22 protein-coding genes are annotated in these 22,696 nt (G+C 62.8%); 21 read left to right on the forward strand and 1 reads right to left on the reverse strand.

The annotated features are described in order from the left end of the window. Positions 1-91: 91 nt before the first annotated feature. The 13 genes from E4662_RS01275 to E4662_RS01340 all read left to right on the forward strand — a co-directional run bounded on the left by E4662_RS01275 (position 92) and on the right by E4662_RS01340 (position 16,587). On the forward strand, positions 92-982 hold the full coding sequence (locus E4662_RS01275; RefSeq protein ID WP_136439436.1) for a carbohydrate ABC transporter permease: 891 nt from the start codon (positions 92-94) through the stop codon (positions 980-982). Further along, entirely contained in the window at positions 975-1,880 is a 906-nt protein-coding gene (locus E4662_RS01280; RefSeq protein ID WP_136439437.1) for a carbohydrate ABC transporter permease, read from the forward strand. Before E4662_RS01275 ends, E4662_RS01280 begins: the two co-directional genes overlap by 8 nt. Positions 1,881-2,015: 135 nt before the next feature. After that, the gene (locus E4662_RS01285; protein WP_136439438.1) at positions 2,016-3,101 is read left to right on the forward strand and encodes an ABC transporter ATP-binding protein; all 1,086 of its coding nucleotides are present in this window, start codon (positions 2,016-2,018) and stop codon (positions 3,099-3,101) included. A 23-nt stretch (positions 3,102-3,124) separates the two neighbouring features. Beyond that, positions 3,125-3,868, forward strand: coding sequence for a sugar phosphate isomerase/epimerase family protein (locus E4662_RS01290; protein WP_136439439.1), 744 nt, complete (start codon positions 3,125-3,127; stop codon positions 3,866-3,868). Positions 3,869-3,871: 3 nt separating this feature from the next. Next, positions 3,872-5,002, forward strand: a complete 1,131-nt coding sequence (locus tag E4662_RS01295) for a Gfo/Idh/MocA family protein (protein WP_136439440.1) — start codon at positions 3,872-3,874, stop codon at positions 5,000-5,002. Between the two features lie 109 nt (positions 5,003-5,111). After that, positions 5,112-6,719: a glycoside hydrolase family 43 protein gene (locus E4662_RS01300; protein WP_136439441.1), complete on the forward strand. Its 1,608-nt coding sequence runs from the start codon at positions 5,112-5,114 to the stop codon at positions 6,717-6,719. Next, positions 6,716-7,588: a TolB family protein gene (locus E4662_RS23980; RefSeq protein WP_168797859.1), complete on the forward strand. Its 873-nt coding sequence runs from the start codon at positions 6,716-6,718 to the stop codon at positions 7,586-7,588. Before E4662_RS01300 ends, E4662_RS23980 begins: the two co-directional genes overlap by 4 nt. Next, positions 7,585-8,421, forward strand: a complete 837-nt coding sequence (locus tag E4662_RS01315; RefSeq protein WP_136439442.1) for a TolB-like translocation protein — start codon at positions 7,585-7,587, stop codon at positions 8,419-8,421. The genes E4662_RS23980 and E4662_RS01315 overlap by 4 nt, the downstream gene beginning before the upstream one ends. Before the next feature lie 3 nt (positions 8,422-8,424). After that, entirely contained in the window at positions 8,425-9,483 is a 1,059-nt protein-coding gene (locus E4662_RS01320) for a sugar phosphate isomerase/epimerase family protein (protein WP_136439443.1), read from the forward strand. Further along, positions 9,483-10,622, forward strand: coding sequence for a Gfo/Idh/MocA family protein (locus E4662_RS01325; protein ID WP_240705120.1), 1,140 nt, complete (start codon positions 9,483-9,485; stop codon positions 10,620-10,622). The genes E4662_RS01320 and E4662_RS01325 overlap by 1 nt, the downstream gene beginning before the upstream one ends. Positions 10,623-10,803: 181 nt before the next feature. After that, positions 10,804-13,083 carry an NADP-dependent malic enzyme gene (locus E4662_RS01330; RefSeq protein WP_136439445.1) on the forward strand — a complete coding sequence of 760 codons (2,280 nt, stop codon included), beginning with the start codon at positions 10,804-10,806 and terminating at the stop codon, positions 13,081-13,083. A 441-nt stretch (positions 13,084-13,524) separates the two neighbouring features. Beyond that, positions 13,525-15,417 (forward strand): propionate-CoA ligase PrpE, encoded by a 1,893-nt coding sequence (gene prpE, locus E4662_RS01335; protein WP_136439446.1) that lies wholly within the window; start codon positions 13,525-13,527, stop codon positions 15,415-15,417. A gap of 474 nt (positions 15,418-15,891) precedes the next feature. After that, on the forward strand, positions 15,892-16,587 hold the full coding sequence (locus tag E4662_RS01340; RefSeq protein ID WP_136439447.1) for a Crp/Fnr family transcriptional regulator: 696 nt from the start codon (positions 15,892-15,894) through the stop codon (positions 16,585-16,587). Positions 16,588-16,651: 64 nt separating this feature from the next. On the opposite strand, the gene E4662_RS01345 is transcribed toward E4662_RS01340, so the two are convergent. Beyond that, positions 16,652-17,092, reverse strand: coding sequence for a MarR family winged helix-turn-helix transcriptional regulator (locus E4662_RS01345; protein WP_168797860.1), 441 nt, complete (start codon positions 17,090-17,092; stop codon positions 16,652-16,654). Between the two features lie 166 nt (positions 17,093-17,258). Here E4662_RS01345 and E4662_RS01350 point away from each other — a divergent pair, with 166 nt between their 5' ends. The 8 genes from E4662_RS01350 to E4662_RS01385 all read left to right on the forward strand — a co-directional run bounded on the left by E4662_RS01350 (position 17,259) and on the right by E4662_RS01385 (position 22,695). Beyond that, complete coding sequence (locus tag E4662_RS01350) at positions 17,259-17,750, forward strand: EF-hand domain-containing protein (protein WP_136439449.1); 492 nt, start codon at positions 17,259-17,261, stop codon at positions 17,748-17,750. Between the two features lie 25 nt (positions 17,751-17,775). Continuing rightward, positions 17,776-19,038 carry a ferredoxin reductase family protein gene (locus tag E4662_RS01355; RefSeq protein ID WP_168797861.1) on the forward strand — a complete coding sequence of 421 codons (1,263 nt, stop codon included), beginning with the start codon at positions 17,776-17,778 and terminating at the stop codon, positions 19,036-19,038. Between the two features lie 6 nt (positions 19,039-19,044). Further along, positions 19,045-19,506, forward strand: coding sequence for an anthrone oxygenase family protein (locus E4662_RS01360; protein ID WP_136439451.1), 462 nt, complete (start codon positions 19,045-19,047; stop codon positions 19,504-19,506). A 21-nt stretch (positions 19,507-19,527) separates the two neighbouring features. Next, positions 19,528-19,929 carry a hypothetical protein gene (locus tag E4662_RS01365; RefSeq protein ID WP_136439452.1) on the forward strand — a complete coding sequence of 134 codons (402 nt, stop codon included), beginning with the start codon at positions 19,528-19,530 and terminating at the stop codon, positions 19,927-19,929. Between the two features lie 12 nt (positions 19,930-19,941). Beyond that, entirely contained in the window at positions 19,942-20,130 is a 189-nt protein-coding gene (locus E4662_RS01370; protein WP_136439453.1) for a hypothetical protein, read from the forward strand. 10 nt (positions 20,131-20,140) lie between these two features. Continuing rightward, the gene (locus E4662_RS01375) at positions 20,141-20,620 is read left to right on the forward strand and encodes an enoyl-CoA hydratase (protein ID WP_136439454.1); all 480 of its coding nucleotides are present in this window, start codon (positions 20,141-20,143) and stop codon (positions 20,618-20,620) included. A 138-nt stretch (positions 20,621-20,758) separates the two neighbouring features. After that, the gene (locus E4662_RS01380) at positions 20,759-21,517 is read left to right on the forward strand and encodes a DeoR/GlpR family DNA-binding transcription regulator (RefSeq protein ID WP_136439455.1); all 759 of its coding nucleotides are present in this window, start codon (positions 20,759-20,761) and stop codon (positions 21,515-21,517) included. After that, entirely contained in the window at positions 21,514-22,695 is a 1,182-nt protein-coding gene (locus E4662_RS01385) for an MFS transporter (RefSeq protein ID WP_136439456.1), read from the forward strand. The genes E4662_RS01380 and E4662_RS01385 overlap by 4 nt, the downstream gene beginning before the upstream one ends. Position 22,696 lies beyond the last annotated feature (1 nt).

The raw sequence follows: 22,696 nt of genomic DNA on the forward strand, positions 1-22,696 counted from the left end.
TCCGGCGATATCAAGACCCGCTGCGCTCCTCCTGCGCGGCGGGTCCCTGCCCTGCTCTGCCTGACAAATAGACGAACCCTGGGAGGCGCCCATGGCCGCTTCACGCCCAAAGTCCCTCTTCCGCAACCTGAATGCCAAGATCGCGGCGATCCCGATGATCCTGACCGCCCTTGTGGTGTTCACCGGCGGAACGATCTGGACCGTGGCCTACAGTTTCACCAAGTCCGGTCTTCTGCCGAAGTGGAAGTTCATCGGGCTTGACCAGTACGAGCGCCTCTGGGGCAGCCGCCGCTGGATGATCTCGATCGAGAACCTGTTTATCTACGGCGCCTGCATGCTGGTTCTGAGCTTTGTGATCGGTTTCATCCTCGCGGCACTGATGGATCAGAAAATCCGCTTCGAGAACACCTTCAGAACCATCATCCTCTACCCCTTTGCCCTGTCGTTCATCGTGACCGGCCTTGTCTGGCAATGGCTGCTCAACCCCGATCTGGGGGTACAGAGCGTCATTCGTGCGCTTGGCTGGGAAAGCTTCGACTTTGACCCGCTCTACACCGCCGAGATTGCCATCTACGGCGTGCTGATTGCCGGGCTGTGGCAGGGCACCGGGCTGATCATGGTGCTGATGCTGGCCGGGCTGCGCGGTATTGATCAGGACATCTGGAAAGCCGCAAAAGTGGACGGCATCCCGGCCTGGAAGACCTACATTTTCATCATCATCCCGATGATGCGCCCGGTGTTCATCACCACGCTGGTGATCGTCGCCTCGGGCATCGTCAAGGTCTATGACCTGATCGTTGCCCAGACCGGCGGCGGCCCGGGCATCGCAACGGAAATGCCCGCAAAATACGTCTACGACTACATGTTCGGCGGCCAGAACCTCGGACAGGGCTTTGCGGCCTCAACCATGATGCTTCTGGCGGTGCTGATCGTGGTGATCCCCTGGGCGATGCTGGAATTCGGAGGCAAGAAACGTGGCTGACACTGCACAGAACGCGCTGAGCGGCCCGCAAGGCCCGAAACCCCGCAAGCGCCTGTCGCGCAACAATATCCTGATCTACGGCACGCTGATCGTGGTGGCGCTCTACTACCTGCTGCCGCTCTATGTGATGGTCGTGACCTCGCTCAAGGGGATGCCGGAAATCCGGCTCGGCAACATCTTTGCGCCGCCCGTGGAGATCACTTTCGAGCCATGGGTCAAAGCCTGGTCGCAGGCCTGCACGGGGCTCAACTGTGACGGGCTGTCGCGCGGCTTCTGGAACTCTGTCCAGATCACCGTGCCGTCGGTTCTGGTCTCGATCCTGATCGCCTCTGTGAATGGCTATGCGCTGGCCAACTGGCGGTTCAAAGGCGCGGACATGTTCTTTACCATCCTGATTTTCGGGGCCTTCATCCCTTACCAGGTGATGCTCTACCCGCTGGTGATCATCCTGCGCGAGATTGGTCTTTATGGCTCGCTCTGGGGGCTGGTGATCGTGCATTCGATCTTCGGCATGCCGATCCTGACGCTGCTGTTCCGCAACTACTTCACCGCCCTGCCTGAAGAGCTGTTCAAGGCGGCGCGGGTCGATGGCGCGGGGTTCTGGCAGATCTACTGGCAGATCATGGTGCCCATGAGCCTGCCGATCTTCGTGGTGGCGATGATCCTGCAAGTCACGGGGATCTGGAACGATTTCCTGTTCGGCGTGATCTACACCAAGCCGGATCTCTACCCAATGACCGTGCAGCTCAACAACATCGTCAACTCCGTGCAGGGCGTGAAGGAATACAACGTCAACATGGCGGCGACCCTGCTGACCGGGCTGGTGCCGCTGGTGATCTACTTCGTCTCCGGCAAGCTGTTTGTCCGCGGGATCGCGGCGGGAGCTGTCAAAGGGTGACATTTGTTGCGCGTACCATCTCCTGTAGGCCGGGGCTCTGCCCCGGAACCCCGAGGTATTTTTGGCCCAAAGAAGCGCAAGCCGCAGCTTTGCCAGTCAGACCTCTCAATTCGACACACACATGGGGCCGATGACATGACCGCCAGTGATCCAAGTATCTCTATCAAGAACCTCGACCTGAGCTTTGGCGCAGTGCGGGTTCTCAAGGACCTCAACCTCGACGTGGCGCAGGGTGAGTTCGTCGTTCTGCTCGGCAGCTCGGGCTGTGGCAAGTCCACCCTGCTCAACTGCATTGCCGGGCTGCTCGATGTGACCGCCGGGCAGATTTTTATCGGAGGGCAGAACGTCACCTGGGAAGAGCCGAGCAAGCGCGGGATCGGGATGGTGTTCCAGTCCTACGCGCTCTACCCCCAGATGACCGTGGAGGGGAACCTTGCCTTTGGTCTGAAGAATGCGGGTGTGCCGAAGGATGAGATCCGGGCCAAGATCGCGCGGGCGGCGGAGGTTTTGCAGATCGAGCCGTTGCTCAAGCGCAAGCCTGCCGCGCTCTCGGGTGGTCAGCGGCAGCGCGTGGCCATCGGGCGCGCCTTGGTGCGGGACGTGGATGTGTTCCTGTTTGATGAGCCTTTGTCCAACCTCGACGCCAAGCTGCGCGCCGATCTGCGGGTGGAGATCAAGCAGCTGCACGCCACGCTCGGCAACACGATGATCTACGTGACCCATGATCAGATCGAAGCCATGACGCTTGCGGACCGGATTGCGATCATGAAAGGCGGGCATGTGCTGCAATTCGCGGCGCCCCATGAAATCTACAACCGCCCCAATTGCCTCTATGTTGCGGAGTTCATCGGCTCGCCGTCGATGAATTTCCTTGATGGCGTGGTGAGCGGCGGAAGCTTTGCCAGCGACGTGGGCAGCTTTGCGCTGGAAGGCTACGGTTTTGCCGCAGAGCCCGGCACGGCCCCGGCGGTCTTTGGCATTCGGCCCGAGCATATCGCCTCTGGCGCGGCGGCGGCAGAGATGCCGATCCGTCTCGACAGCACCATCGAGCTGGTGGAGCCGCTCGGTTCGGACACGCTCGCGCGGGTGCGGGTGGGTGAGCAGAAGCTCTGGGTGCGCATGGACGGTCAGGCCAGCGTCACACCGGGCAGCGCCCTGCCCATCGGGTTCAGCGCCGAGCGCGCACATCTTTTCGACAAATCAAGCGAGGCGCGCCTGTAAGAGGCGCAAAGAGGACAAGACAGATGGACGTATCGTTTCAACTCTATTCGGCGCGCGATGCCGGGCCGTGGGACAGGACCCTGAAAACGCTGGCCGATCTGGGCTATACGCAGGTGGAGGGCTTTGGTGGGGTCTATGCGGATCCGGCCGCCTTCAAGGCGCTGCTGGACGAGAATGGCCTGAGCATGCCGTCCGGGCATTTCTTCCCCATCACCTCTTTTGAAGAAGGGCTGGACCAGACTCTGGCGGCGGCGAAAACACTGGGGATGGAGCGGCTCTATTGCCCGGCCCCGGAGGATGACCTGCGCAAGGACGCTGCTGATCCGGCGGCGTGGAAGGCGCTGGCGGCGCGGATCCAGACGGCCTCGGCCAAGGTGCGCGATGCGGGGTTTGCCTTTGGCTGGCACAATCACCACTGGGAGTTTTTCAACGAGGCTGAGGGCATGAAGATCCTGCTCGAAGAGGCCCCGGACATGGAATGGGAAATGGACGTGGCCTGGGTGGTGCGCGGCGGCGGCGATCCCATGGCGTGGATCGAGGCCTACAAGGGCCGCATCACCGCCGCCCACGTCAAGGACATCGCGCCCGAAGGGCAGTGCGAAGACGAGGACGGCTGGGCCGATGTGGGGCTGGGCACCATGGATTGGGCCGGGCTTATGACGGCCCTGCGCGGGGCCGGGGTCGAGCTGTTTGTCATGGAGCATGACAAACCTTCGGACGCCGCCCGTTTCGCCACCCGGTCCATCAACAATTTCAAAGGGTTCTGAGGCATGAGCACTTTAGGTATCGGCGTGATTGGCTGCGGCAACATCTCTGCCTCTTACATGACACTTGCGCCGCTGTTCAAAGGCATCGAGATGCGCGCCTGCGCCGATCTCAACGCGGACGCGGCAAAAGCACGGGCCGAGGAGTTTGGTCTGCGGGCCGAGACGGTGGAGGGGCTTCTGGCCGCCGATGACATTGATATCATTGTCAATCTCACCGTCCCGGCGGCGCATTACGAGGTCTCAAGGCGCATTCTGGAAGCGGGCAAACATTCCTATTCGGAAAAGCCCTTTGTGCTCACGCTCGAAGAGGGCGAGAACCTGCGCAAACTGGCCGAGGAAAAAGGCCTGCGGGTCGGCTCTGCGCCGGACACCTTCATGGGCGGCGCGCATCAGCTGGCACGCGCCGTGCTTGACGAAGGCAGCACCGGGGCGATCCGGGGCGGCACCTGCCATGTGCTGTCCTTCGGCATGGAGCATTGGCATCCGAACCCGGATTTCTTCTTCCAGCCGGGGGGCGGGCCGATCCTTGATCTCGGCCCCTATTACATCACCAATCTGGTGCAACTCATTGGCCCGGTGAAAGCCGTGGCTGCGATGACCGGCAAAGGGCGCGAGACGCGGACCATCGGCAACGGGCCGCGGGATGGTGAGCAGATTCCGGTGGATACGCCAACAACCATTCAGGCGCTTCTGGAGTTCGAGAACGGCGCGATCATCAATTTCGGCGCAAGCTGGGATGTGAAGGCGCATCGGCACCCGAACATGGAGCTTTATGGCCTTGATGCCTCGCTCTACGTGCCTGATCCGAACTTCTTTGGCGGTGATGTGGTGCTAGCCAAGCCAGAGGGCGAAGAGGTTGTGGCGGAGCGCGGCCATCCGTTCAGTGTCAGCAACACAAACGACGGGCGCGACATTCCACGGGCGAATTACCGCTGTGCCGGGCTGGCGGATATGGCGCAGGCGATCCTCGCGGGCCGCCCGCATCGCTGCAGCCAGGAGCTGGCCACTCATGTGGTCGAGGTCATGACGGCGATCCTGCAGGCCGGGGAAGACCGGGCGTGGATGACCATGCAGACCCGCTGCGAGCGCCCGGCCGCGCTTTCTCCGGACGACGCGCAGGCCTTGCTGGTCTGACCCAAGCCATCGCGCCCCGGCCTTGCGCCGGGGCCTCACGGGTACGCTTTCCACGAGGTCCCGGGCCAAGCCCGGGACGCGGCCCAGACAAGACACAGGACGACAAGAGATGATCCGCAACCCGATCCTGCCCGGTTTCAACCCTGATCCGTCGGTCTGTCGGCGGGGGTCGGAGTATTTCATCGCCACGTCCACCTTCGAATGGTTCCCGGGCGTGCAGATCCACCGCTCGACGGACATGGCGAACTGGAGCCTCGCCGCACGCCCGTTGAACCGCGCCAGCCAGCTGGATATGCGCGGCAATCCCGACAGCTGCGGTGTCTGGGCGCCGTGCCTGAGCTATGCGGATGGGCGGTTCTGGCTGGTCTATACGGACGTGAAGCGTTTTGACGGCAACTTCAAGGATGCGCACAATTACATCGTCTGGGCCGAGGAGATCGAAGGGCCGTGGAGCGATCCGGTCTATGTCAACTCCAGCGGCTTTGACCCTTCGCTGTTTCATGACGACGACGGGCGCAAGTATTTCATCAACATGCAGTGGAACCACCGCACGGACAGCATCGGCGGCCACCCGAAAAGCCCGGCGTTTGATGGCATTCTCTGTCAGGAATGGTCGCCTGAGGGCGGTTTGACCGGGCCGGTACGAAATATCTTCCCCGGCACCGCACACGGGCTGGTCGAAGCGCCGCATCTCTCCAAGCGGAACGGCTGGTATTATCTGACCACCGCCGAGGGCGGCACCGGCTATGAGCACGCGGTCACCATGGCGCGGGCGCGGGATCTGTGGGGGCCGTATGAGCTGCACCCGGACCTGCATCCGATCACAACCAAAGACGCGCCGGACAATGCGCTGCAACGGGCCGGGCATGGGCAACTGGTGGAAACACCGGACGGCGAGACATGGCACACGTTCCTGTGCTCGCGGCCGATTGATGCGGCAGGCAAGCGCGCGGGCAGCGGCTTTTCCCCCATGGGGCGCGAAACCGGGATCGAGCGCTGTGTCTGGCGTGATGACTGGCTGTACCTTGAAACAGACGATCAGGCCCCGCGCGAGATTGTGCCGGGGCCAGAGACACGCCCCTCCGCGCCCTTCATCACCCGCGTTTTCAGCAAACCCACGCTGCCGCCGGAGTTCCAATGGCTGCGCACCCCTCACCCGGAACGGATTTTCGAGCTGACCGGCTCGGCGCTGCGGCTGATCGGGCGGGAAAGCATCGGAAGCTGGTTCGAACAGGCTTTGGTGGCGCGGCGGCAGACCTACTTCCGCTACCGCGCCGAGACCACGCTCTCGGCCTTTGACCCAACCGGCTATCAACAGGCGGCGGGCTTGGTCACCTATTACAACCGCTTCAAGTTCCACTTCCTTGCCGTAACGCACGAGCCGCAGATCGGGCGGGCGGTGACGATCCTGTCCTGTGAGGGCGATCATCCCGAGGGCCGCCTGACCTTCCCGGTCACGCCAACCCCCGTCGGCCCCGGCCCGGTCGATCTTGCGGTGCAGGTGGATCACGCCCGCCAGCAGTTTTTTGTGCGGCAAGGCGACGACTGGACCCCGGTCGGCTCTGCGCTTGACGCAAGCGTTCTGTCTGATGAAGGCGGGCGCGGAGAACACGGCAGCTTTACCGGCAACTTTGTCGGCATGGCGGGTTTCGACATCACCGGGCAAGGCACGCCCGCAGAGTTTACACGGTTTGATTATGGTGAGGTGTGGGAATGACGCATTCGGTGGTCGAAGCATACAACGTGAACAGCGGCAGGACCGAGATCCTGCTGGAGGCGAACTTCCGGGTCGAGTCCCCGAACTGGAGCCCGGACGGACGGCGGCTTTATGTCAATGGTGGCGGACGGCTCTATTGCCTGACGCTTGGGGAGGCCAGCCTGCAACTTGTCTCCGGCGACGCAACGGTACGGGTGTCCAATGATCACGGCCTGTCGCGTGACGGATCCATGGTGGCGATGACCGCCTTTGTGCGCGACGACGAAGCGGGCCGCGACCGCACCGGCATTTTCCTCATTCGTAAGGCGTGGCAGACGCCTGCCCTTGTCACAAGTGCCGAGCCTTCGTGGTTTCACGGTTTCTCCCCGGATGGGTCAGACATCATCTACTCATGCATTCGGGACGACGTGTTCGCCATCGGTGTCAGCCCGGTGAACGGCGGGACGGAGACACTTGTGCTGGGCGGACCCGAGGGGGACGGCCACCACTACGACTGCCCGGAGTTCACCCCCGATGGCGCGGCGATCTGGTTCAACTCGGATCGGGCCGGCACCATGGACCTGTGGCGCGCGGATCCGCAGGGCGGCGCGCTGCACCGTATGACCCAAGGCCCACGCGCCGATTGGTTCCCACACCCCTCCCCCGATGGGCGGCATGTCTGTTTTCTCAGTTTTGCGCCCGGCACCCGTGGCCATCTGCATGACGCTCCGGTGACGCTGCACCTGATGCCGCAACAGGGAGGCGAAGTGCGGACGCTCGGATCGTTTCAGGGCGGCAATGGCAGCATGAATTCGCCCTGCTGGTCCCCGGATGGCGCGCGCTTTGCCTATGTGCGTCACGACCCTTGCAGCACAGGGGCCAACGCATGACCGCGTTTCTCGAAATCATGGACAGCGAGACGGGCCGCGTACACTGCCTGCTCGAAACCGAGCGGCATATCGAAGCGCCGAACTGGGCGCCGTCGGGCGACGCGCTGATCGTCAATGCGGCGGGCCGGGCGTATCATGTGGTCATCGGGGCACCGAGCCTGCAGGAGATCGACACCGGCTTTGCGCAGCTGAACAATGACAAGGGGCTGTCGCCGGATGGCACCCTGCTCGCCTTCAGCGACAAGACGGAAACCGGCAAGTCCTGCATCTACACCGTGCCAGCGGGCGGCGGCACGCCGCGCCGGATCACGCAGGAGGTGCCAAGCTGGTGGCACGGGTTTTCCCCGGACGGCGCGCGTCACACCTATGCCTGCGTGCGCGACGATCAGTTCGGCATCGCGACCTGCGCGCGCGATGGCGGCGACGAACAACTGCTGATCACCAGCCGCCACCATTACGACGGGCCGGATTATACGCCGGACGGGGCCTTTATCTGGTTCAACTCCGACCTGAGCGGAACCATGGACCTGTGGCGCATGGCCGCTGACGGCTCCAACCCCGAACGCATGACTCATGGCCCGGAGGTGGACTGGTTCCCGCATCCCTCCCCGAACGGGCGGCATGTGCTCTACATCGCCTATCCTGCGGGCACCGAAGGTCATCCCTTCGGCGTGTCCGTGACCCTCAAACTCATGCCAAGCGGCGGCGGCGCGCCGCGCGTGCTTGGCGCAATCTTTGGCGGACAAGGTGCGCTGAACGTGCCCCCCTGGGCCCCGGACGGCCGCCATTTTGCCTATGTCCGTTATTCTGAAGACCACAAACCGGAGACCTGAGCCATGGCTGGATCAATCAAGGGACCGGCGCTTTTCCTCGCGCAGTTTGCAGGTGATGAAGCGCCTTTCAACACGTTGGAAAACATCACGAAATGGGCCGCCGGGTTGGGCTACAAAGGCGTGCAGATCCCGACATTCGACAGCCGCCTGTTTGATCTGGACAAGGCGGCGGAGAGCGCGGCCTATTGCGATGAGGTCAAGGGCATCTGTGCCGATGCCGGGGTCGAGATCACCGAACTGTCGACCCACCTGCAAGGCCAGCTTGTGGCGGTGAACCCGGCTTATGACCATGCCTTTGACGCCTTTGCCCCGGCCTCTGTGCACGGCAATCCCGCCGCGCGTCAGGCCTGGGCCGTGGACCAGATGAAGAAAGCCGCCGTGGCCGCGCGGCGGCTGGGTCTGGATACCACCGTGAGCTTCACCGGCTCGCTCGCCTTCCCCTATCTCTACCCCTGGCCGCAGCGCCCCGAAGGGCTGATCGAGGAAGCGTTTGCCGAACTGTCCCGCCGCTGGCTGCCGATCTTTGACGCCTACGAAGAACAGGGTGTGGACATCGGGTTCGAAATCCACCCCGGCGAGGACGTCTTTGACGGCGCCACATGGGAGATGTTCCTCTCCGCCTGCAACGAGCACACGCGCTGCCGGATCAACTACGACCCTTCGCACTTCCTGCTTCAGGCCATGGACTACCTCGCCTTCATTGATCTCTACCACGACCGCATCTGCGCCTTTCACGTCAAGGACGCAGAGTTCAATCCCGATGGCCGACAAGGCGTCTACTCGGGCTATCAGTCTTGGGTCAACCGCGCCGGGCGCTTCCGGTCCCTAGGCGACGGACAGGTGGATTTCTCGGGCATCTTCTCGAAGCTGGCGCAATACGGCTATGACAGCTGGGCGGTGCTGGAATGGGAATGCTGCCTGAAATCGCCGGAACAGGGCGCGGCGGAGAGCGCGCCCTTCATTGCCAATCACATCATCGAAGTGACGGACAAGGCCTTTGACGATTTCGCCGGAGGCGAGACCGACATGGGCGCGATCCGCGCCATGCTGGGGACCGCATGATGAAACCGTTGAAACTGGGCATGGTGGGCGGCGGTCAGGGCGCCTTTATCGGCGGCGTGCACCGCATTGCGGCGCGGCTGGACGGCGAATGGGAGCTGGTCGCCGGGGCGCTGTCCTCCGATCCGGCGCGCGCCAAGGCCTCGGCGGCAGAACTGGGGATCGCGGACGCGCGCGCCTACACTTCCTTTGAGGACATGGCACAGGCCGAGGCCGCCCGCGCCGATGGCATCGACGCGGCGGCGATTGTCACCCCCAACCACATGCACGCCGCCCCCGCCGTGGCTTTCCTGCGCGCAGGCATCCACGTGATCTGCGACAAACCTTTGGCCGCGACGCGCGAACAGGCGGACGCCATCGCCAAGGCGCAGCGCGAGACCGGCAAGCTCTTTATCCTGACGCATAACTACACCGGCTACCCGCTGATCCGGCAGGCGCGGGAGATGGTCCAGCGCGGCGATCTCGGCGACATTCGCGTGGTGCATGTGGAATACGTGCAGGATTGGCTGACCGAAGCGCCGGACCCGGACAACAAACAGGCCGACTGGCGCACCGATCCGGCGCGTTCCGGCGCGGGCGGCTGCATTGGCGACATTGGCACCCATGCCTTCAATCTGGCGTCCTTTGTCACGGGCCTGAAAACCGAAAGCGTCGCCGCCGATCTTGATGCCTTTGTGCCGGGGCGGCGGGTGGACGACAACGTGCACGTCATGCTGCGCTTTGCAGGCGGGGCAAAGGGCATGCTCTGGGCTTCGCAGGTGGCCGTGGGAAATGAGAACGCCCTGAGCCTGCGCGTGCACGGGACCAAAGGCGGCATCGCATGGGCGCAGGAAAACCCGAACGTGATGACCTTCACCCCGCTGGGCGAGCCCAAGCAAATTCTGACACGCGGTGGTGCGGGCGCGACGGACGCCGGATTGCGGGTGACGCGCACGCCGGGGGGCCATCCCGAGGGGTATCTGGAAGGTTTTGCCACGCTCTACTCCGAAGCGGCGGCGCTGGTGCGCCACGTCCGGGACGGCACCGCCCTGCCCGTGGGGCATCATGTGCCGGGGATCGACGACGGGCTCGACGGTATGCGCTTCATCTCGGCCAGCATCGCCTCGTCGGCGGCCAACGGGGTCTGGACGCCTCTGGTCTGAACGAAGCCGGTTTCTTTTAGAAAAACCCGAGCAGGGTCAGGCGCGTTTTCTTCCAACGCGGATGTTTCGTGTTACACCATGGTGGACGCAGGCGGGATGCTGCTATGCGCCAGACGCAGCTAGTCAAAGCGGCCAAAAAATGGTTTAGCACTAAACAAAGTGCATTTCGGGAGGACACAGCATGGACGAGACGGCCAAGGAAACCCTGCGGCAAGCAGCCCTTTTCTACCACGAGCACCCCAAGCCGGGGAAGCTTGAGATCCGCGCCACCAAGCCGCTCGCCAATGGTCGTGACCTCTCCCGCGCCTACTCTCCCGGCGTCGCCGAAGCCTGCCTTGAAATCAAGGAAAACGACGAGAATGCAGCACGTTACACCGCCAAGGGCAACCTTGTGGCGGTGGTCTCCAACGGCTCTGCGGTGCTGGGGCTTGGCAACATCGGGGCGCTGGCTTCGAAGCCGGTGATGGAAGGCAAGGCGGTCCTGTTCAAGAAGTTCGCCAACATCGATTGCTTTGACATCGAGGTGAACGAATCTGATCCCGAAAAGCTGGCAGACATTGTCTGCGCGCTTGAACCGACCTTCGGTGCGATCAACCTTGAAGACATCAAGGCACCAGATTGCTTTATCGTTGAACAATTGTGCCGCGAGCGCATGAACATCCCCGTCTTCCACGACGATCAGCACGGAACGGCCATCGTTGTCGGCGCGGCGGCGACCAACGCGCTGCACGTGGCGGGCAAGGATTGGGGCGACATCAAGGTTGTCTCGACGGGCGGCGGCGCGGCGGGGATTGCCTGCCTCAACATGCTGCTGAAACTCGGCGTGAAGCGCGAAAACGTCTGGCTGTGCGACATTCACGGGCTGGTCTATGAAGGCCGGACCGAGGACATGAACCCTCAGAAAGCCGCCTTTGCCCAGGCCTCGGACAAGCGCACGCTCGATGACGTGATCGAAGGCGCGGACCTCTTCCTCGGCCTCTCCGGCCCCGGTGTCCTGAAGCCGGAAAACGTGGCGAAGATGGCCAAGCGACCCATCGTTTTTGCCCTTGCCAACCCGACGCCGGAAATCATGCCGGACCTCGCCCGCGAGGTTGCACCCGATGCGATCATCGCCACAGGCCGCAGCGATTTTCCCAATCAGGTCAACAACGTCCTGTGCTTCCCCTTCATCTTCCGCGGCGCTCTGGACGTGGGCGCGACCGAGATCAACGACGCCATGCAGGTGGCCTGTGTCGAAGGCATCGCCGCCCTCGCACGCGCCACCACCAGCGCCGAAGCCGCCGCCGCCTACAGCGGCGAGCAGCTGACCTTCGGTGCGGAGTACCTGATCCCCAAACCGTTTGATCCGCGCCTCTCCGGCGTTGTCTCGACCGCCGTGGCGCAGGCCGCGATGAAGACCGGCGTGGCCAAGCGCCCGCTCGCGGATCTCAACGCCTACAAACAGAAACTCGACGCCAGCGTCTACAAATCCGCCCTGCTCATGCGCCCGGTCTTTCAGGCCGCGCAGACCGCCAGCCGCAAGATCGTCTTTGCCGAGGGTGAGGACGAACGGGTGCTGCGTGCCGCGCAGGCGATCCTCGAAGAGACCACCGAACAGCCGATCCTCATTGGCCGCCCGGACGTGATTGGCCGCCGTTGCGAGCGTATGGGGCTGAACATCTCGCCCGAGAAAGGCCTGCAGATCGTCAACCCGGAGAATGACCCGCGGTACCGCGATTACTGGGGCAGCTATCACGAACTGATGGCGCGGCGCGGCGTGACGCCGGATCTGGCCCGCGCGATCATGCGCACCAACACCACCGCGATTGGCGCGGTCATGGTGCACCGCGGCGAGGCCGACAGCCTGATCTGCGGCACCTTCGGCGAGTTCCGTTGGCACTTGAACTACATCACGCAGATGCTCGGCTCCGAGCGGCACCGCCCGAACGGCGCGCTGTCGATGATGATCCTCGAAGACGGGCCGCTGTTCATCGCCGACACCCATGTCTGGTCGCTGCCGACGCCGGAACAACTGGCCGAGACGGCGATTGGCGCGGCGCGCCACGCCCGCCGGTTCGGGGTGGAGCCGCGCATCGCCTTCTGCTCGCAATCGCAGTTCGGCAACCAGACCGAAGGCTCCGGCAAACGCATTCGCGAGGCCATGGCCCTGCTGGACGAAATGCGCACGGACTTCCAGTACGAAGGCGAGATGAACGTCGACGCCGCCCTGGACCCGGAACTGCGCGACCGCCTGTTGCCCGGCGGCCGCCTGGAAGGGCCTGCCAACGTGCTGATCTTCGGCCACGCGGACGCGGCTTCGGCCACGCGCAACATCCTCAAGATGAAAGCGGGCGGGCTGGAGGTTGGGCCGATCCTGATGGGCATGGGTAACCGCGCCCACGTGGTCACGCCGGGCATCACCGCACGCGGCCTGCTGAACATGGCGGCCATCGCAGGCACGCCGGTGGACCACTACGGCTAACCCCCGGTCCGGGGCGGGCCAAAAGCCTTCCAAGGCTTTTGCAAATGCCTTGCAAGGCATTTCGTCCCGGCTCCAACGGATTGTCCCCTTATTGGGATCAAACTGCTTGATCCCGGGTGCCGCTGGCCTCCGGGGTTTTTCTTGCGGGGTATGAGCGCAAGCAGGCCCTGCCCCGCCGCAACGCCTCAGTCCGATTCCCTGCAAAGGCGGGGCAGATGAATCACAGGTGATTTGCAGCCGCAAACTTTGCAACTTTGCAAAGACGTTTTCTTACCCTGTATTCACAGCAAATTTCAAAGGACTTTGCAAAATTTCGCAACCCTATTTGGCGAAAATTCGCAAACTTCCTGCGGTAATCTGTCCTGTTATGCGCCAACAGGCTTGCCCGAACCGCATAGCGCACCCTAAGCCTGTGCCCAACCGATTTAGAGGAGGACGACCATGGGGTATCAAGAGGTCTATGAAGGCTGGAAAGCCGATCCAGAAGGGTTCTGGATGGAGGCCGCCAAGGCCATCGATTGGGACGAGGCTCCGCAAAAGGCGCTCTTTGATCGCGGCGACAACATGTACGAATGGTTCGCCGACGCAAAGGTGAACACCTGCTGGAACGCCGTTGACCGCCATGTCGAGAACGGCCGGGGCGAGCAGACCGCGATCATCTATGACAGCCCCATCACCCACACCAAGCGCGAGATTTCCTATGTGGAGCTGCGCAACCGCGTGGCCAATCTCGCCGGTGCGCTGCGCGCCAAGGGCGTGGAGAAAGGCGACCGTGTCATCATCTACATGCCGATGATCCCCGAAGCGCTGGAGGCCATGCTGGCCTGTGCCCGCCTTGGCGCGGTGCACTCCGTGGTGTTCGGCGGCTTTGCGGCGAACGAGCTGGCGGTGCGCATTGACGACGCCAAGCCCAAGGCGATCATCGCCGCGTCCTGCGGGTTAGAGCCGGGCCGCGTGGTGCACTACAAGCCGCTGCTGGACGGCGCGATTGAGCTTTCCGAGCACAAGCCCGACTTCTGCGTGATCTTCCAGCGCGAGCAGGAAGTGGCTGAACTCATCGAAGGCCGCGATTTCAACTGGCACGGCTTCCAGTACGGCGTTGAGCCGGCGGATTGTGTGCCGGTCGAGGGCAACCACCCGGCCTATATCCTCTACACCTCCGGCACCACCGGCCAGCCCAAAGGCGTGATCCGCCACACGGCAGGCCAGCTTGTGGCGCTGAACTGGACCATGAAGAACCTCTACAACGTGGAGCCGGGCGACGTGTTCTGGGCGGCCTCGGACGTGGGCTGGGTCGTGGGCCACTCCTACATCTGCTACGGCCCGCTGATTGGCGGCAACACCACGATTGTCTTCGAGGGCAAGCCCGTGGGCACGCCGGATGCGGGCACCTTCTGGCGGGTGATTTCGGAGCATAAGGTCAAGAGCTTCTTCACCGCCCCCACCGCCTTCCGCGCCGTGAAACGCGAAGACCCCAAGGGCGAGTTCGTCAAGAAATACGATCTGTCGTGCCTGGGGCAAGTCTACCTGGCCGGTGAGCGCGCCGACCCCGACACCATCGTCTGGGCGCAGGATCAACTGAAAGTGCCAGTGGTGGACCACTGGTGGCAGACCGAAACCGGCTGGGCCATCGCCGCGAACCCGATCGGGATCGAGGAACTGCCGACGAAACTGGGCTCGCCCACCGTGCCCATGCCGGGCTACGAGGTGACCATCCTCGATGACGAAGGTCACCCTGTTCCGGCGAATACACTTGGCGCCATCGCCATCAAGCTGCCGCTGCCCCCGGGCACGCTGCCGACGCTGTGGAATGCCGAGGAGCGCTTCAAGAAGAGCTACCTCAACACCTTCCCCGGCTACTACGAGACCGGCGATGCGGGCATCATGGACGAGGACGGCTATGTCTCGATCATGGCGCGCACCGATGACGTGATCAACGTCGCGGGCCACCGCCTGTCGACCGGCGCCATGGAAGAGGTTCTGGCCAGCCACCCGGACGTGGCCGAATGTGCCGTGATCGGCGTGACCGACAGCCTCAAGGGCCAGATGCCGATGGGCTTCCTCTGCCTGAACGCCGGGACAAACCGCCCGCATGAGGACATCGTCAAGGAAAGCGTCAAGCTGATCCGTGAGAAGATCGGCCCGGTTGCCGCCTTCAAGCTGGCCTGCGTTGTGGATCGCCTGCCCAAGACCCGCTCGGGCAAGATCCTGCGCGCCACCATGGTCAAGATCGCGGACAGCGAAGAGTTCAAGATGCCTGCGACCATCGACGATCCGGCCATCCTCGACGAGATCAAGGTTGCGCTGCAGGGCCTCGGCTACGCCAAGGGCTGATCCCGCAGTCACACGAATTGAAAGGCCCGGCCCCTGCGCCGGGCCTTTTGCTTTGAGCCTTGGGGGCAGGACCCGAAAGAGAAGAACGGCGCACCCGGTAAAGGATGCGCCGTTCCCGTCCCCAAATCCAATTGGGAGCCGTGTCAGGCGGGGCCACCAGAGACATGGGGACGGTGATCCCGCCGGACGAGGCCGGAGTGTGTGACCTGGTACCCAATCCAGAAAACCAATTACGGACCTGCGCGCCACTCTACGCACAAATCGACAGGTCAACTTTCGCAACACGTCAAAAAAACGCGCCGCGCTGCATACCACTCCGCCACCGGTTGAAATGGCGCAAAGGGCACAGCGAAAATTCCCATGCCAGCCCGACAACCGGTAACCCCCTTACTAAGCTGGAAAATCCGGTGTATGTATGTGACGTGCATCACAGAGTACGCTGTTTAATGACAGGCATTTTAGGCATCGGATTCCATGACCCCACCCTTCGGCCATCACGAACAGGCACAGGCGAGCATCCTGTTCGAAGCCCTGCAATCACAGGACGCAGCAGCACTCCGCGGCATCGCGCGCCCGGTGCATTACCCGGCCCATGCGCAGATCTGCGCAGAGGGCGGCGACGATGATTCTATGCTGCTGATTGAAACCGGCCGGGTGGAGATCAGCCTGACTTCGGTGGATGGCCGCCGGTCCATTCTGGCCCAGCTTGGCCCCGGCGATGTGGTGGGTGAAATGGCGGCACTGGATGGCCGCCCGCGCAGCGCCGATGCCGAAGCGGCGGGCCATGTCACCGGCCTTTTGCTGACCCGCGTGCAGGTGCAGACCTTTTTGCAGATGCGCCCCGAAGCGGCGCTTCTGGTGATCCAGACGCTGTGTGAGCGGCTGCGCAAGACCAACGCGCGGCTGGCCTCGCAGGCGCAGACGGACGGGCCGACCCGGCTGGCGCGGCTTCTGTGTCAGCTGTTCCGCGATTGGGGTCGCGAGGAGACGGATGGCAGCATCCGCATGACCGAGAGTTTCTCGCAATCGGACCTCGGCGACATGACCGGGCTGACCCGCGAGACCGTCAACCGCAATATCCGCGCCTGGGAGACCAAGGGCATCCTGCGCCGGGTGGATGCGACGCTGATCCTGACCGATGTAGAGGCGCTGGAAGGGTTGGCGCAATAGCGCGGCCTTCTACGCTCTGGAGCCTCGCCCATTCAGGGGATCGCCTCGCCCAGCGGGGATGATCTCACCCCAGTCCCGCCGCTTTTTGCAAAAGATGCATCACCTGCGTGCGCTCGTCTGCACTCAGACCGGCCAGCGACTTCTCGTTTGACGCCCGGATGGCCTGCGGGAGTTCGGCGGCTTTCTTGCGCCCCTTGTCTGTCAGAAAGATCAGCGTGGTGCGGCGACTGTTCGGGTCAGGCCGCCGTTCCGCAAAGCCTGCCTTGATGAGCGCATCCACGTTTCTGCTGGTGTAGTAGTCCGGAAAGTTGAGGCTGTTCCCGATCTCCCGCTGCGTCACGCCATCCTTGCCGGACAGGAACATCAGGTTGGAAAAGATCTTCAAATCGACGCCATGGGCCTTCAGGCGTTCCTTCATGTCAGCATCGATACGCCGCGCCAGCGTCTGAATCAGAAATCCGAAACTGTTTTCTCGGATCCCATCTGATTCAGGGACTTGGGTCATGACGTAGTGCCTCCTGCTCAATGCCATAACTCCGTGACTTGTTCGTTGCAAGTGTTGCAATTGCATATTTGTGTTTACAATAGTTGCAATTACAAGTTATGCGTATGCAAGTCAAGCCGGGCGAGTCGCGCCTGGCGGCACTCAAACTCCAAGGGAGGACATACTCATGCGGACATCATTCATCCCGGCTCTACTGATCGCCGCGCTGGCGGCCCCGGTTGGCGCTTTGGCGCAATCCAGCGAAGGGCGCGACCTTGCCAAACTGGCTTTCCGGTCGGTGGACAACGCGGAGCGCGGCTACATCGACCAGGGCGAGTTCACGAACTTCGGCAGCGACGTCTTTGTCTCGATGGACTTCGACGAAAACGACAAACTGTCCCTGGACGAGTTCCTGTCCTGGGACTTTGGCCTGGATCAGGTGGCCGAAAAGGCAGGCCGGGCCGAGGCATATGAGACCGCGTTGCGCGTGGTTTTCGCCTTTTGGGATCGTGACGGTGACAATCAGATCACCCGCACGGAACACCGCCGGTCCCTTCTGGCAGATTTTGCCCGCGCCGACGCGAACGACGACGCCGTGTTGACCGAAAAAGAGTTCCTGCTCGGCTTCTCCGTCAATGTCGCGGCGCGCGCCGCCATCAACCCACCCCCCGCAGAGTAACCGTAGCCAAAGGAGGGCCTGCCCCATGCTTCGCCAACAGGGACTTCTCGCCATTGCCGCAGTGCTGGCGCTTTTCATAATCCTGCATCTGGGTTTTCCGCCGGACGCGCATGGGCCGCGTACGACGGGGACCACGATGCTGGGCGGCATTGCATTTCTGCTGATGACGGCCTCTGTCGTCCTGTCCACGCGGCTGGACCTGTTCGAAGAGCTCTTCGGCGGGCTGGATCGCATGTATCAGGTGCACCGCGTGGCAGGCACCTTCGCGGCCGTCTTCGCGCTGGTTCATTTCTTTGGCGTGCCGAAGGACTTGCCCGAGGGCATGGATCCGGTTGCAAACGCGCTGGTGCCGTCGGCGCCTTTGGGAATGCTGGGGCTGATCTTTCTGGTCATCGGGCTCTTCGTCGCGCTGAACCGGAAAATCCGCTACTCGCGCTGGCGCCCCACTCATAAGGTCATGGCCCTTGTCTATGTTCTGGTCATCGGCCATTTCATGACCGCCCCCGCCATTTTCTTTGAACGGTTCAGCGCCTCCGGTGTTCTGCTGATCATCGCGGCGGCGATCGGCATGGTCGCGCTGGTCTACTCGCTGTTCGGGATGAACCGGCGCACCGCGGTGCCGTTCACCATCGAAGCCGTAAACGCGCTGGAGCGGGCCACGGAAGTCGTTCTGAAGCCCGTGGGCGACATGATCGACTTCAAGCCCGGCCAGTTCGCCTTTGTCGAGGTGCAGGGCAAGGGCTGGTCAGAACCCCATCCGTTCACGATCTCAAGCGCGCCGGGTGAGGATCGCTTGCGCTTCACCATGAAAGTCCTTGGGGATTGGACCCGCAAGGTGCGTGAAGAGCTGCAGCCGGGCGGGGAAGTCATGGTGCGCGGCCCCTATGGGCGTTTCGATGCGGCACGGGCGGCGGGCCGCAAACAGATCTGGCTGGCCGGCGGCATCGGTCTGACACCTTTCCTGTCGAAGCTGCGCGCAATGCAGCCCGGCGACGACCGGCACATCCACCTCGTCTATGCCGCGCGCGAGGAACAGGATGCGATTTTCCTCGACGAGCTGAAGGCCCGCGCGGCGGAGCTGGGCAATGTCACACTCATCCCGCTCTTCTCCGAAGAAGGCAACTTCGCGCGCGTCGACAAGATGAAGGAAAACCTGCCCGATCCCCTTGGCACCTACGAGTACTTCATGTGCGGGCCCAAGCCGATGATCGACGGCCTGATGAAGGACCTCAAAAAAGAAGGCGTCAGCCGCAAGAGCATCCACACCGAAGCCTTCGAATTCCGGTGACATGTCATGAAACGGTTCGAACCTGTCCTGCAACTGATCGCCCTGCTTGGTGGGGCGGTCACCTTTGGAACCGCCTACTACCTTCTGTTCCTCGCGCATCCGGCTTGGTCCGCGGCCCCTTTCGAAGCCTTCTTGCCGATGTTTCAAGGCCTTATCCTGAAGATTGGCATGAGCCAGATCATCGTGTCCAACATCGCGCTGGTGGCCTGCGCTATCCTGTTCTTTCTCTCGAAAGACCGGTTCTGGCTGATCGCCATCGCCCTGCTGCTCGTGAGCTTGCCGGTCACGATGTTTCTGCTGATGCCCATCAACCTCGCCTTCATCGAGGCCACGGATCCAAACCTCGCAAGCCAGGCCCCGGACCTGCTTCACCGCTGGGGCCTTTATCAAATCATTCGCACAATCGCTGACGGGCTCGCCTTCGCCGCGATGTGCAAGCCGGTCATCTGGCCAGCAAAAGCGGCCTGATCGGCCCATAGGGAGAACACCATGAAAGACGCACCATTCAACATCACAACTGTCCTGCTGGCCGTCCTCGGGGTCGGTCTTGTCGCGGGCGGCCTCTGGGGTGCCATCCTCAGTGCCATGGGTCTCACCGACTTCTGGGGCATCTTCCTGGCCGGGTGGCTGCCCGTCCCACTGGCCTCGCTGATCCGCCAGGGCGTGGCTGGCAGCGCCGCCAGCTTTGAAGGGGCGGACGGCAAATCGCCCATGGCCTTCTCCTTGCCGGTGCGCCTTGCCATCGCCGCCGTGATCGCAGCCGGCATCGCCTATGCCTTCAGCCTGAGTGAGTTCTACAGCCTTGGCTTTCTGATGGGCGCCGTCGCGAGCCTGATCGTGCAGACCTGCCTGATCGTCATTTTCTATGTCGCTGTCTCCAGCCGCAGCTAAGGGGAAAAACCCATGAACATCTGGATATTCGTCATCATTCAGGCGGTCATTTCGGTGATGATCACCTTCGCCCTGTTCGTGGTCATCCTGACGCAGGACATGGCGACCGGAATGAACTTTCTCTACGCGTTTTTGATCGGCCAAGTGCTTTCGATCCCGGCGGCCTTCCTCGTCTACAAACGCATGAACATCAGAAAGTAGGACGGTTGGCATGAAACGGACAATCGGATTCATCCATGAACTCGCGACAATTATGTACGTGGGCGGTATCCTGTCCCATATCGTGATCGGCGCGCTCTTTGCGCACAGCAGTCCCGAGACGACGATCACGGTTTACATCTACAAACTGCAAAGCGCCTATATCCTCATTCTGCCCGGACTTGGCCTGAAGATCGTAACGGATCTGATCCTCTGGTCCGCTTATGGCGAGCGTGCGTGGTGGATGCGGATCAAGCTGGCCTGCACGGCGTTCCTGACGGTCAATGCCTTTGTGTTTCTCGTCCCGATGATGCCGGAGCTTCTGGATCTGGCCGAGGCTTCGGTTCCGGCAGGCGCGTTGAGCGAAGCGTTCCTGTCTTTGGAAGGGCGGGAGCAGTTGGTGGGCATGTCCAACGTCCTTCCCCTGATCATCGAAATGCTGATGGGGGCGTATAAGCCTCGGATCACGCGCAAGGAACGTGCGATGGCCTGAGGTCAGCTGCGGGCAGACCGCCTGCGAGGCGGGCCAAACGCAGGGGCCGCCTCGTCGGTCTGCCCCATCAGAAATCCCTGTTGACCGGTTCAGAAGATCGCTCTATGCAAGTTCTTGCAGCTTTTTGCAGGAATTTGCATGCCCCTCAACATTCCAGACACAAGACAAGCGGAGCTTGCCGCACGTTTGCGCAACGGCCATCAGATCGTGGCGGTGGATGTGGCCAATGAATACGGCGTTTCGATTGACACGGTGCGCCGCGACATCCTAGCGCTTGAGGCAGAGGGCAAGGCGCAGCGTGTGCGCGGCGGGGCGGTGCCCATTGCCACGCCTGCGGCTCCTCTTCCTGCGCGCCTCGCGGCGGAAACCCCGATCTGTCCAAGCCTGATCACAGCGGCGCTCGCAGAAATCGGCGATGCGCAGACCCTGATCGTGGACGGAGGGCGCACCGTGCTGGCCGTTGTCGAAAACCTGCCCGCTCAGGACGGACGGCTGGTGATCACGCCCTCGCCCTGGGTCGCCGTTGCCTGTCAGAACGCCGGGATCGATGTCTTCCTGCTCGGTGGATCGCTGCGCGCCCAAGGCGGGATCGCAACCGGAGAGCTGGCATTGGATCGCACCGCCGGGGTCTCGGCGGATGTAGCTGTTCTGGGCGCTTGTGGACTCGATCGGGATTTCGGCCTGAGCACCGACGACCCTGACGAAGCCCAGATGAAACGCGCCATGCACAAGGCCGCCGGGCGCACGATCATCGTCACGCAAAGCGCCAAGATCGGACGGCGCGCCCGCCATCGCACGCTGCCCCTGTCCGAGATCGACGCAATCGTGTCCGACGCAAGCCCGGACACCGCCCGCGCTTTGCGCCCTTGCTCTACAAGACTGGTCCTGAACCCATGACATCAACAACAGATCGCGGACCCTCCGCAGCCGCCCTGCGCGCACAGGACCACGCAGCCACGGCAAAAGCGCGCCTCGCGACGCGGCTGGCCTTCTTTGCTGCCGGGTTTGCAATGGCCTGTTGCGCGCCCTTGTTCCCTTTCTTCAAATCGAATGTCGCGGCGGACAAGGCAGAGTTTGGCATCTTGCTGCTCTGCCTCGGGCTGGGGTCGATCCTCGCAATGCCCCTGACCGGCGTGATGGCCGCGCGGCGCGGCGCGCGCCCGTTGATCCTCTTGGGCGGGTACGGGCTGATTGTCATGCTGCCGCTTCTGGCGCTGGCCGGATCGCCCTGGGCCCTCGGCGCCGGGCTCTTTGTCTTTGGGGCGGCGCTTGGGACAATTGATGTGGCCATGAACGTCCATGGGGCCGAGGTCGAAGGCATCGAAAAGCGGCCCCTGATGTCGAACTTCCACGCCCATTGGAGCATCGGAGGCTTCTTTGGAGCCGGGTTGATCACCGTGCTTTTGTCCTTTGCCGTGCCCGTGGCGGTCTGCGCAGCCCTTGGCGCTGCCACGGCGCTGGTCGCCATGCTGGCGGCGCGGTCAGGGTTTCTGAGCGTTTCCGGCAAAGAGCCTGAACCCTTCGCAATTCCACGCGGCATCGTTCTGCTGCTGGCGGTGCTTGCCGGGATCACCTTTCTGGTCGAAGGGGCCGTGCTGGACTGGGGCGCCCTGCTGATCATCGACAGGGACCTTGCCACCGCCGAAAACGCGGGTGTCGGCTACATCCTGTTCTCTGTTGCGATGCTCATCGCCCGTCTCACCGGAGACCGCCTTGTTGCAAGGATCGGCGGGTTCGCCACGCTGGTCTTCGGCGGATTGGCCACGATGGCGGGGATACTGACCGTGCTGCTGGCCTCCTTTGTCCCGATCGCCCTGTTCGGATTTGTGCTGATCGGGCTCGGCGCGGCAAACCTTGTGCCTGTCCTGTTCAGCGCCGCAGGCCGGCAATCGATCATGCCACCGGGCATCGCCATTGCCGCAGTCACCACCACCGGCTACGCGGGCATCCTGCTTGGACCGGCGATGATCGGGTTCGTCTCGGACATCTCTTCGCTGGTGACGGCGTTTGTCCTGCTGGCCCTGCTCATACTGGCCGTGCCCTTGTCGGCCTACTGGGTCGCCCGTGTGCCCTGAT

The organism is Pacificoceanicola onchidii, assembly GCF_004804335.1.
GTDB lineage: Bacteria > Pseudomonadota > Alphaproteobacteria > Rhodobacterales > Rhodobacteraceae > Pacificoceanicola > Pacificoceanicola onchidii.

What these genes read in the sequence shown, in the direction of transcription:
- E4662_RS01275 (WP_136439436.1), top strand. Translation starts at nt 92, where the DNA reads ATGGCCGCTTCACGCCCAAAGTCCCTCTTCCGCAACCTGAATGCCAAG.
- E4662_RS01285 (WP_136439438.1), top strand. Translation starts at nt 2,016, where the DNA reads ATGACCGCCAGTGATCCAAGTATCTCTATCAAGAACCTCGACCTGAGC.
- E4662_RS01290 (WP_136439439.1), top strand. Translation starts at nt 3,125, where the DNA reads ATGGACGTATCGTTTCAACTCTATTCGGCGCGCGATGCCGGGCCGTGG.
- E4662_RS01295 (WP_136439440.1), top strand. Translation starts at nt 3,872, where the DNA reads ATGAGCACTTTAGGTATCGGCGTGATTGGCTGCGGCAACATCTCTGCC.
- E4662_RS01300 (WP_136439441.1), top strand. Translation starts at nt 5,112, where the DNA reads ATGATCCGCAACCCGATCCTGCCCGGTTTCAACCCTGATCCGTCGGTC.
- E4662_RS23980 (WP_168797859.1), top strand. Translation starts at nt 6,716, where the DNA reads ATGACGCATTCGGTGGTCGAAGCATACAACGTGAACAGCGGCAGGACC.
- E4662_RS01315 (WP_136439442.1), top strand. Translation starts at nt 7,585, where the DNA reads ATGACCGCGTTTCTCGAAATCATGGACAGCGAGACGGGCCGCGTACAC.
- E4662_RS01320 (WP_136439443.1), top strand. Translation starts at nt 8,425, where the DNA reads ATGGCTGGATCAATCAAGGGACCGGCGCTTTTCCTCGCGCAGTTTGCA.
- E4662_RS01325 (WP_240705120.1), top strand. Translation starts at nt 9,483, where the DNA reads ATGAAACCGTTGAAACTGGGCATGGTGGGCGGCGGTCAGGGCGCCTTT.
- E4662_RS01330 (WP_136439445.1), top strand. Translation starts at nt 10,804, where the DNA reads ATGGACGAGACGGCCAAGGAAACCCTGCGGCAAGCAGCCCTTTTCTAC.
- prpE (WP_136439446.1), top strand. Translation starts at nt 13,525, where the DNA reads ATGGGGTATCAAGAGGTCTATGAAGGCTGGAAAGCCGATCCAGAAGGG.
- E4662_RS01340 (WP_136439447.1), top strand. Translation starts at nt 15,892, where the DNA reads ATGACCCCACCCTTCGGCCATCACGAACAGGCACAGGCGAGCATCCTG.
- E4662_RS01345 (WP_168797860.1), bottom strand. Translation starts at nt 17,092, where the DNA reads ATGACCCAAGTCCCTGAATCAGATGGGATCCGAGAAAACAGTTTCGGA.
- E4662_RS01350 (WP_136439449.1), top strand. Translation starts at nt 17,259, where the DNA reads ATGCGGACATCATTCATCCCGGCTCTACTGATCGCCGCGCTGGCGGCC.
- E4662_RS01355 (WP_168797861.1), top strand. Translation starts at nt 17,776, where the DNA reads ATGCTTCGCCAACAGGGACTTCTCGCCATTGCCGCAGTGCTGGCGCTT.
- E4662_RS01360 (WP_136439451.1), top strand. Translation starts at nt 19,045, where the DNA reads ATGAAACGGTTCGAACCTGTCCTGCAACTGATCGCCCTGCTTGGTGGG.
- E4662_RS01365 (WP_136439452.1), top strand. Translation starts at nt 19,528, where the DNA reads ATGAAAGACGCACCATTCAACATCACAACTGTCCTGCTGGCCGTCCTC.
- E4662_RS01370 (WP_136439453.1), top strand. Translation starts at nt 19,942, where the DNA reads ATGAACATCTGGATATTCGTCATCATTCAGGCGGTCATTTCGGTGATG.
- E4662_RS01375 (WP_136439454.1), top strand. Translation starts at nt 20,141, where the DNA reads ATGAAACGGACAATCGGATTCATCCATGAACTCGCGACAATTATGTAC.
- E4662_RS01380 (WP_136439455.1), top strand. Translation starts at nt 20,759, where the DNA reads ATGCCCCTCAACATTCCAGACACAAGACAAGCGGAGCTTGCCGCACGT.
- E4662_RS01385 (WP_136439456.1), top strand. Translation starts at nt 21,514, where the DNA reads ATGACATCAACAACAGATCGCGGACCCTCCGCAGCCGCCCTGCGCGCA.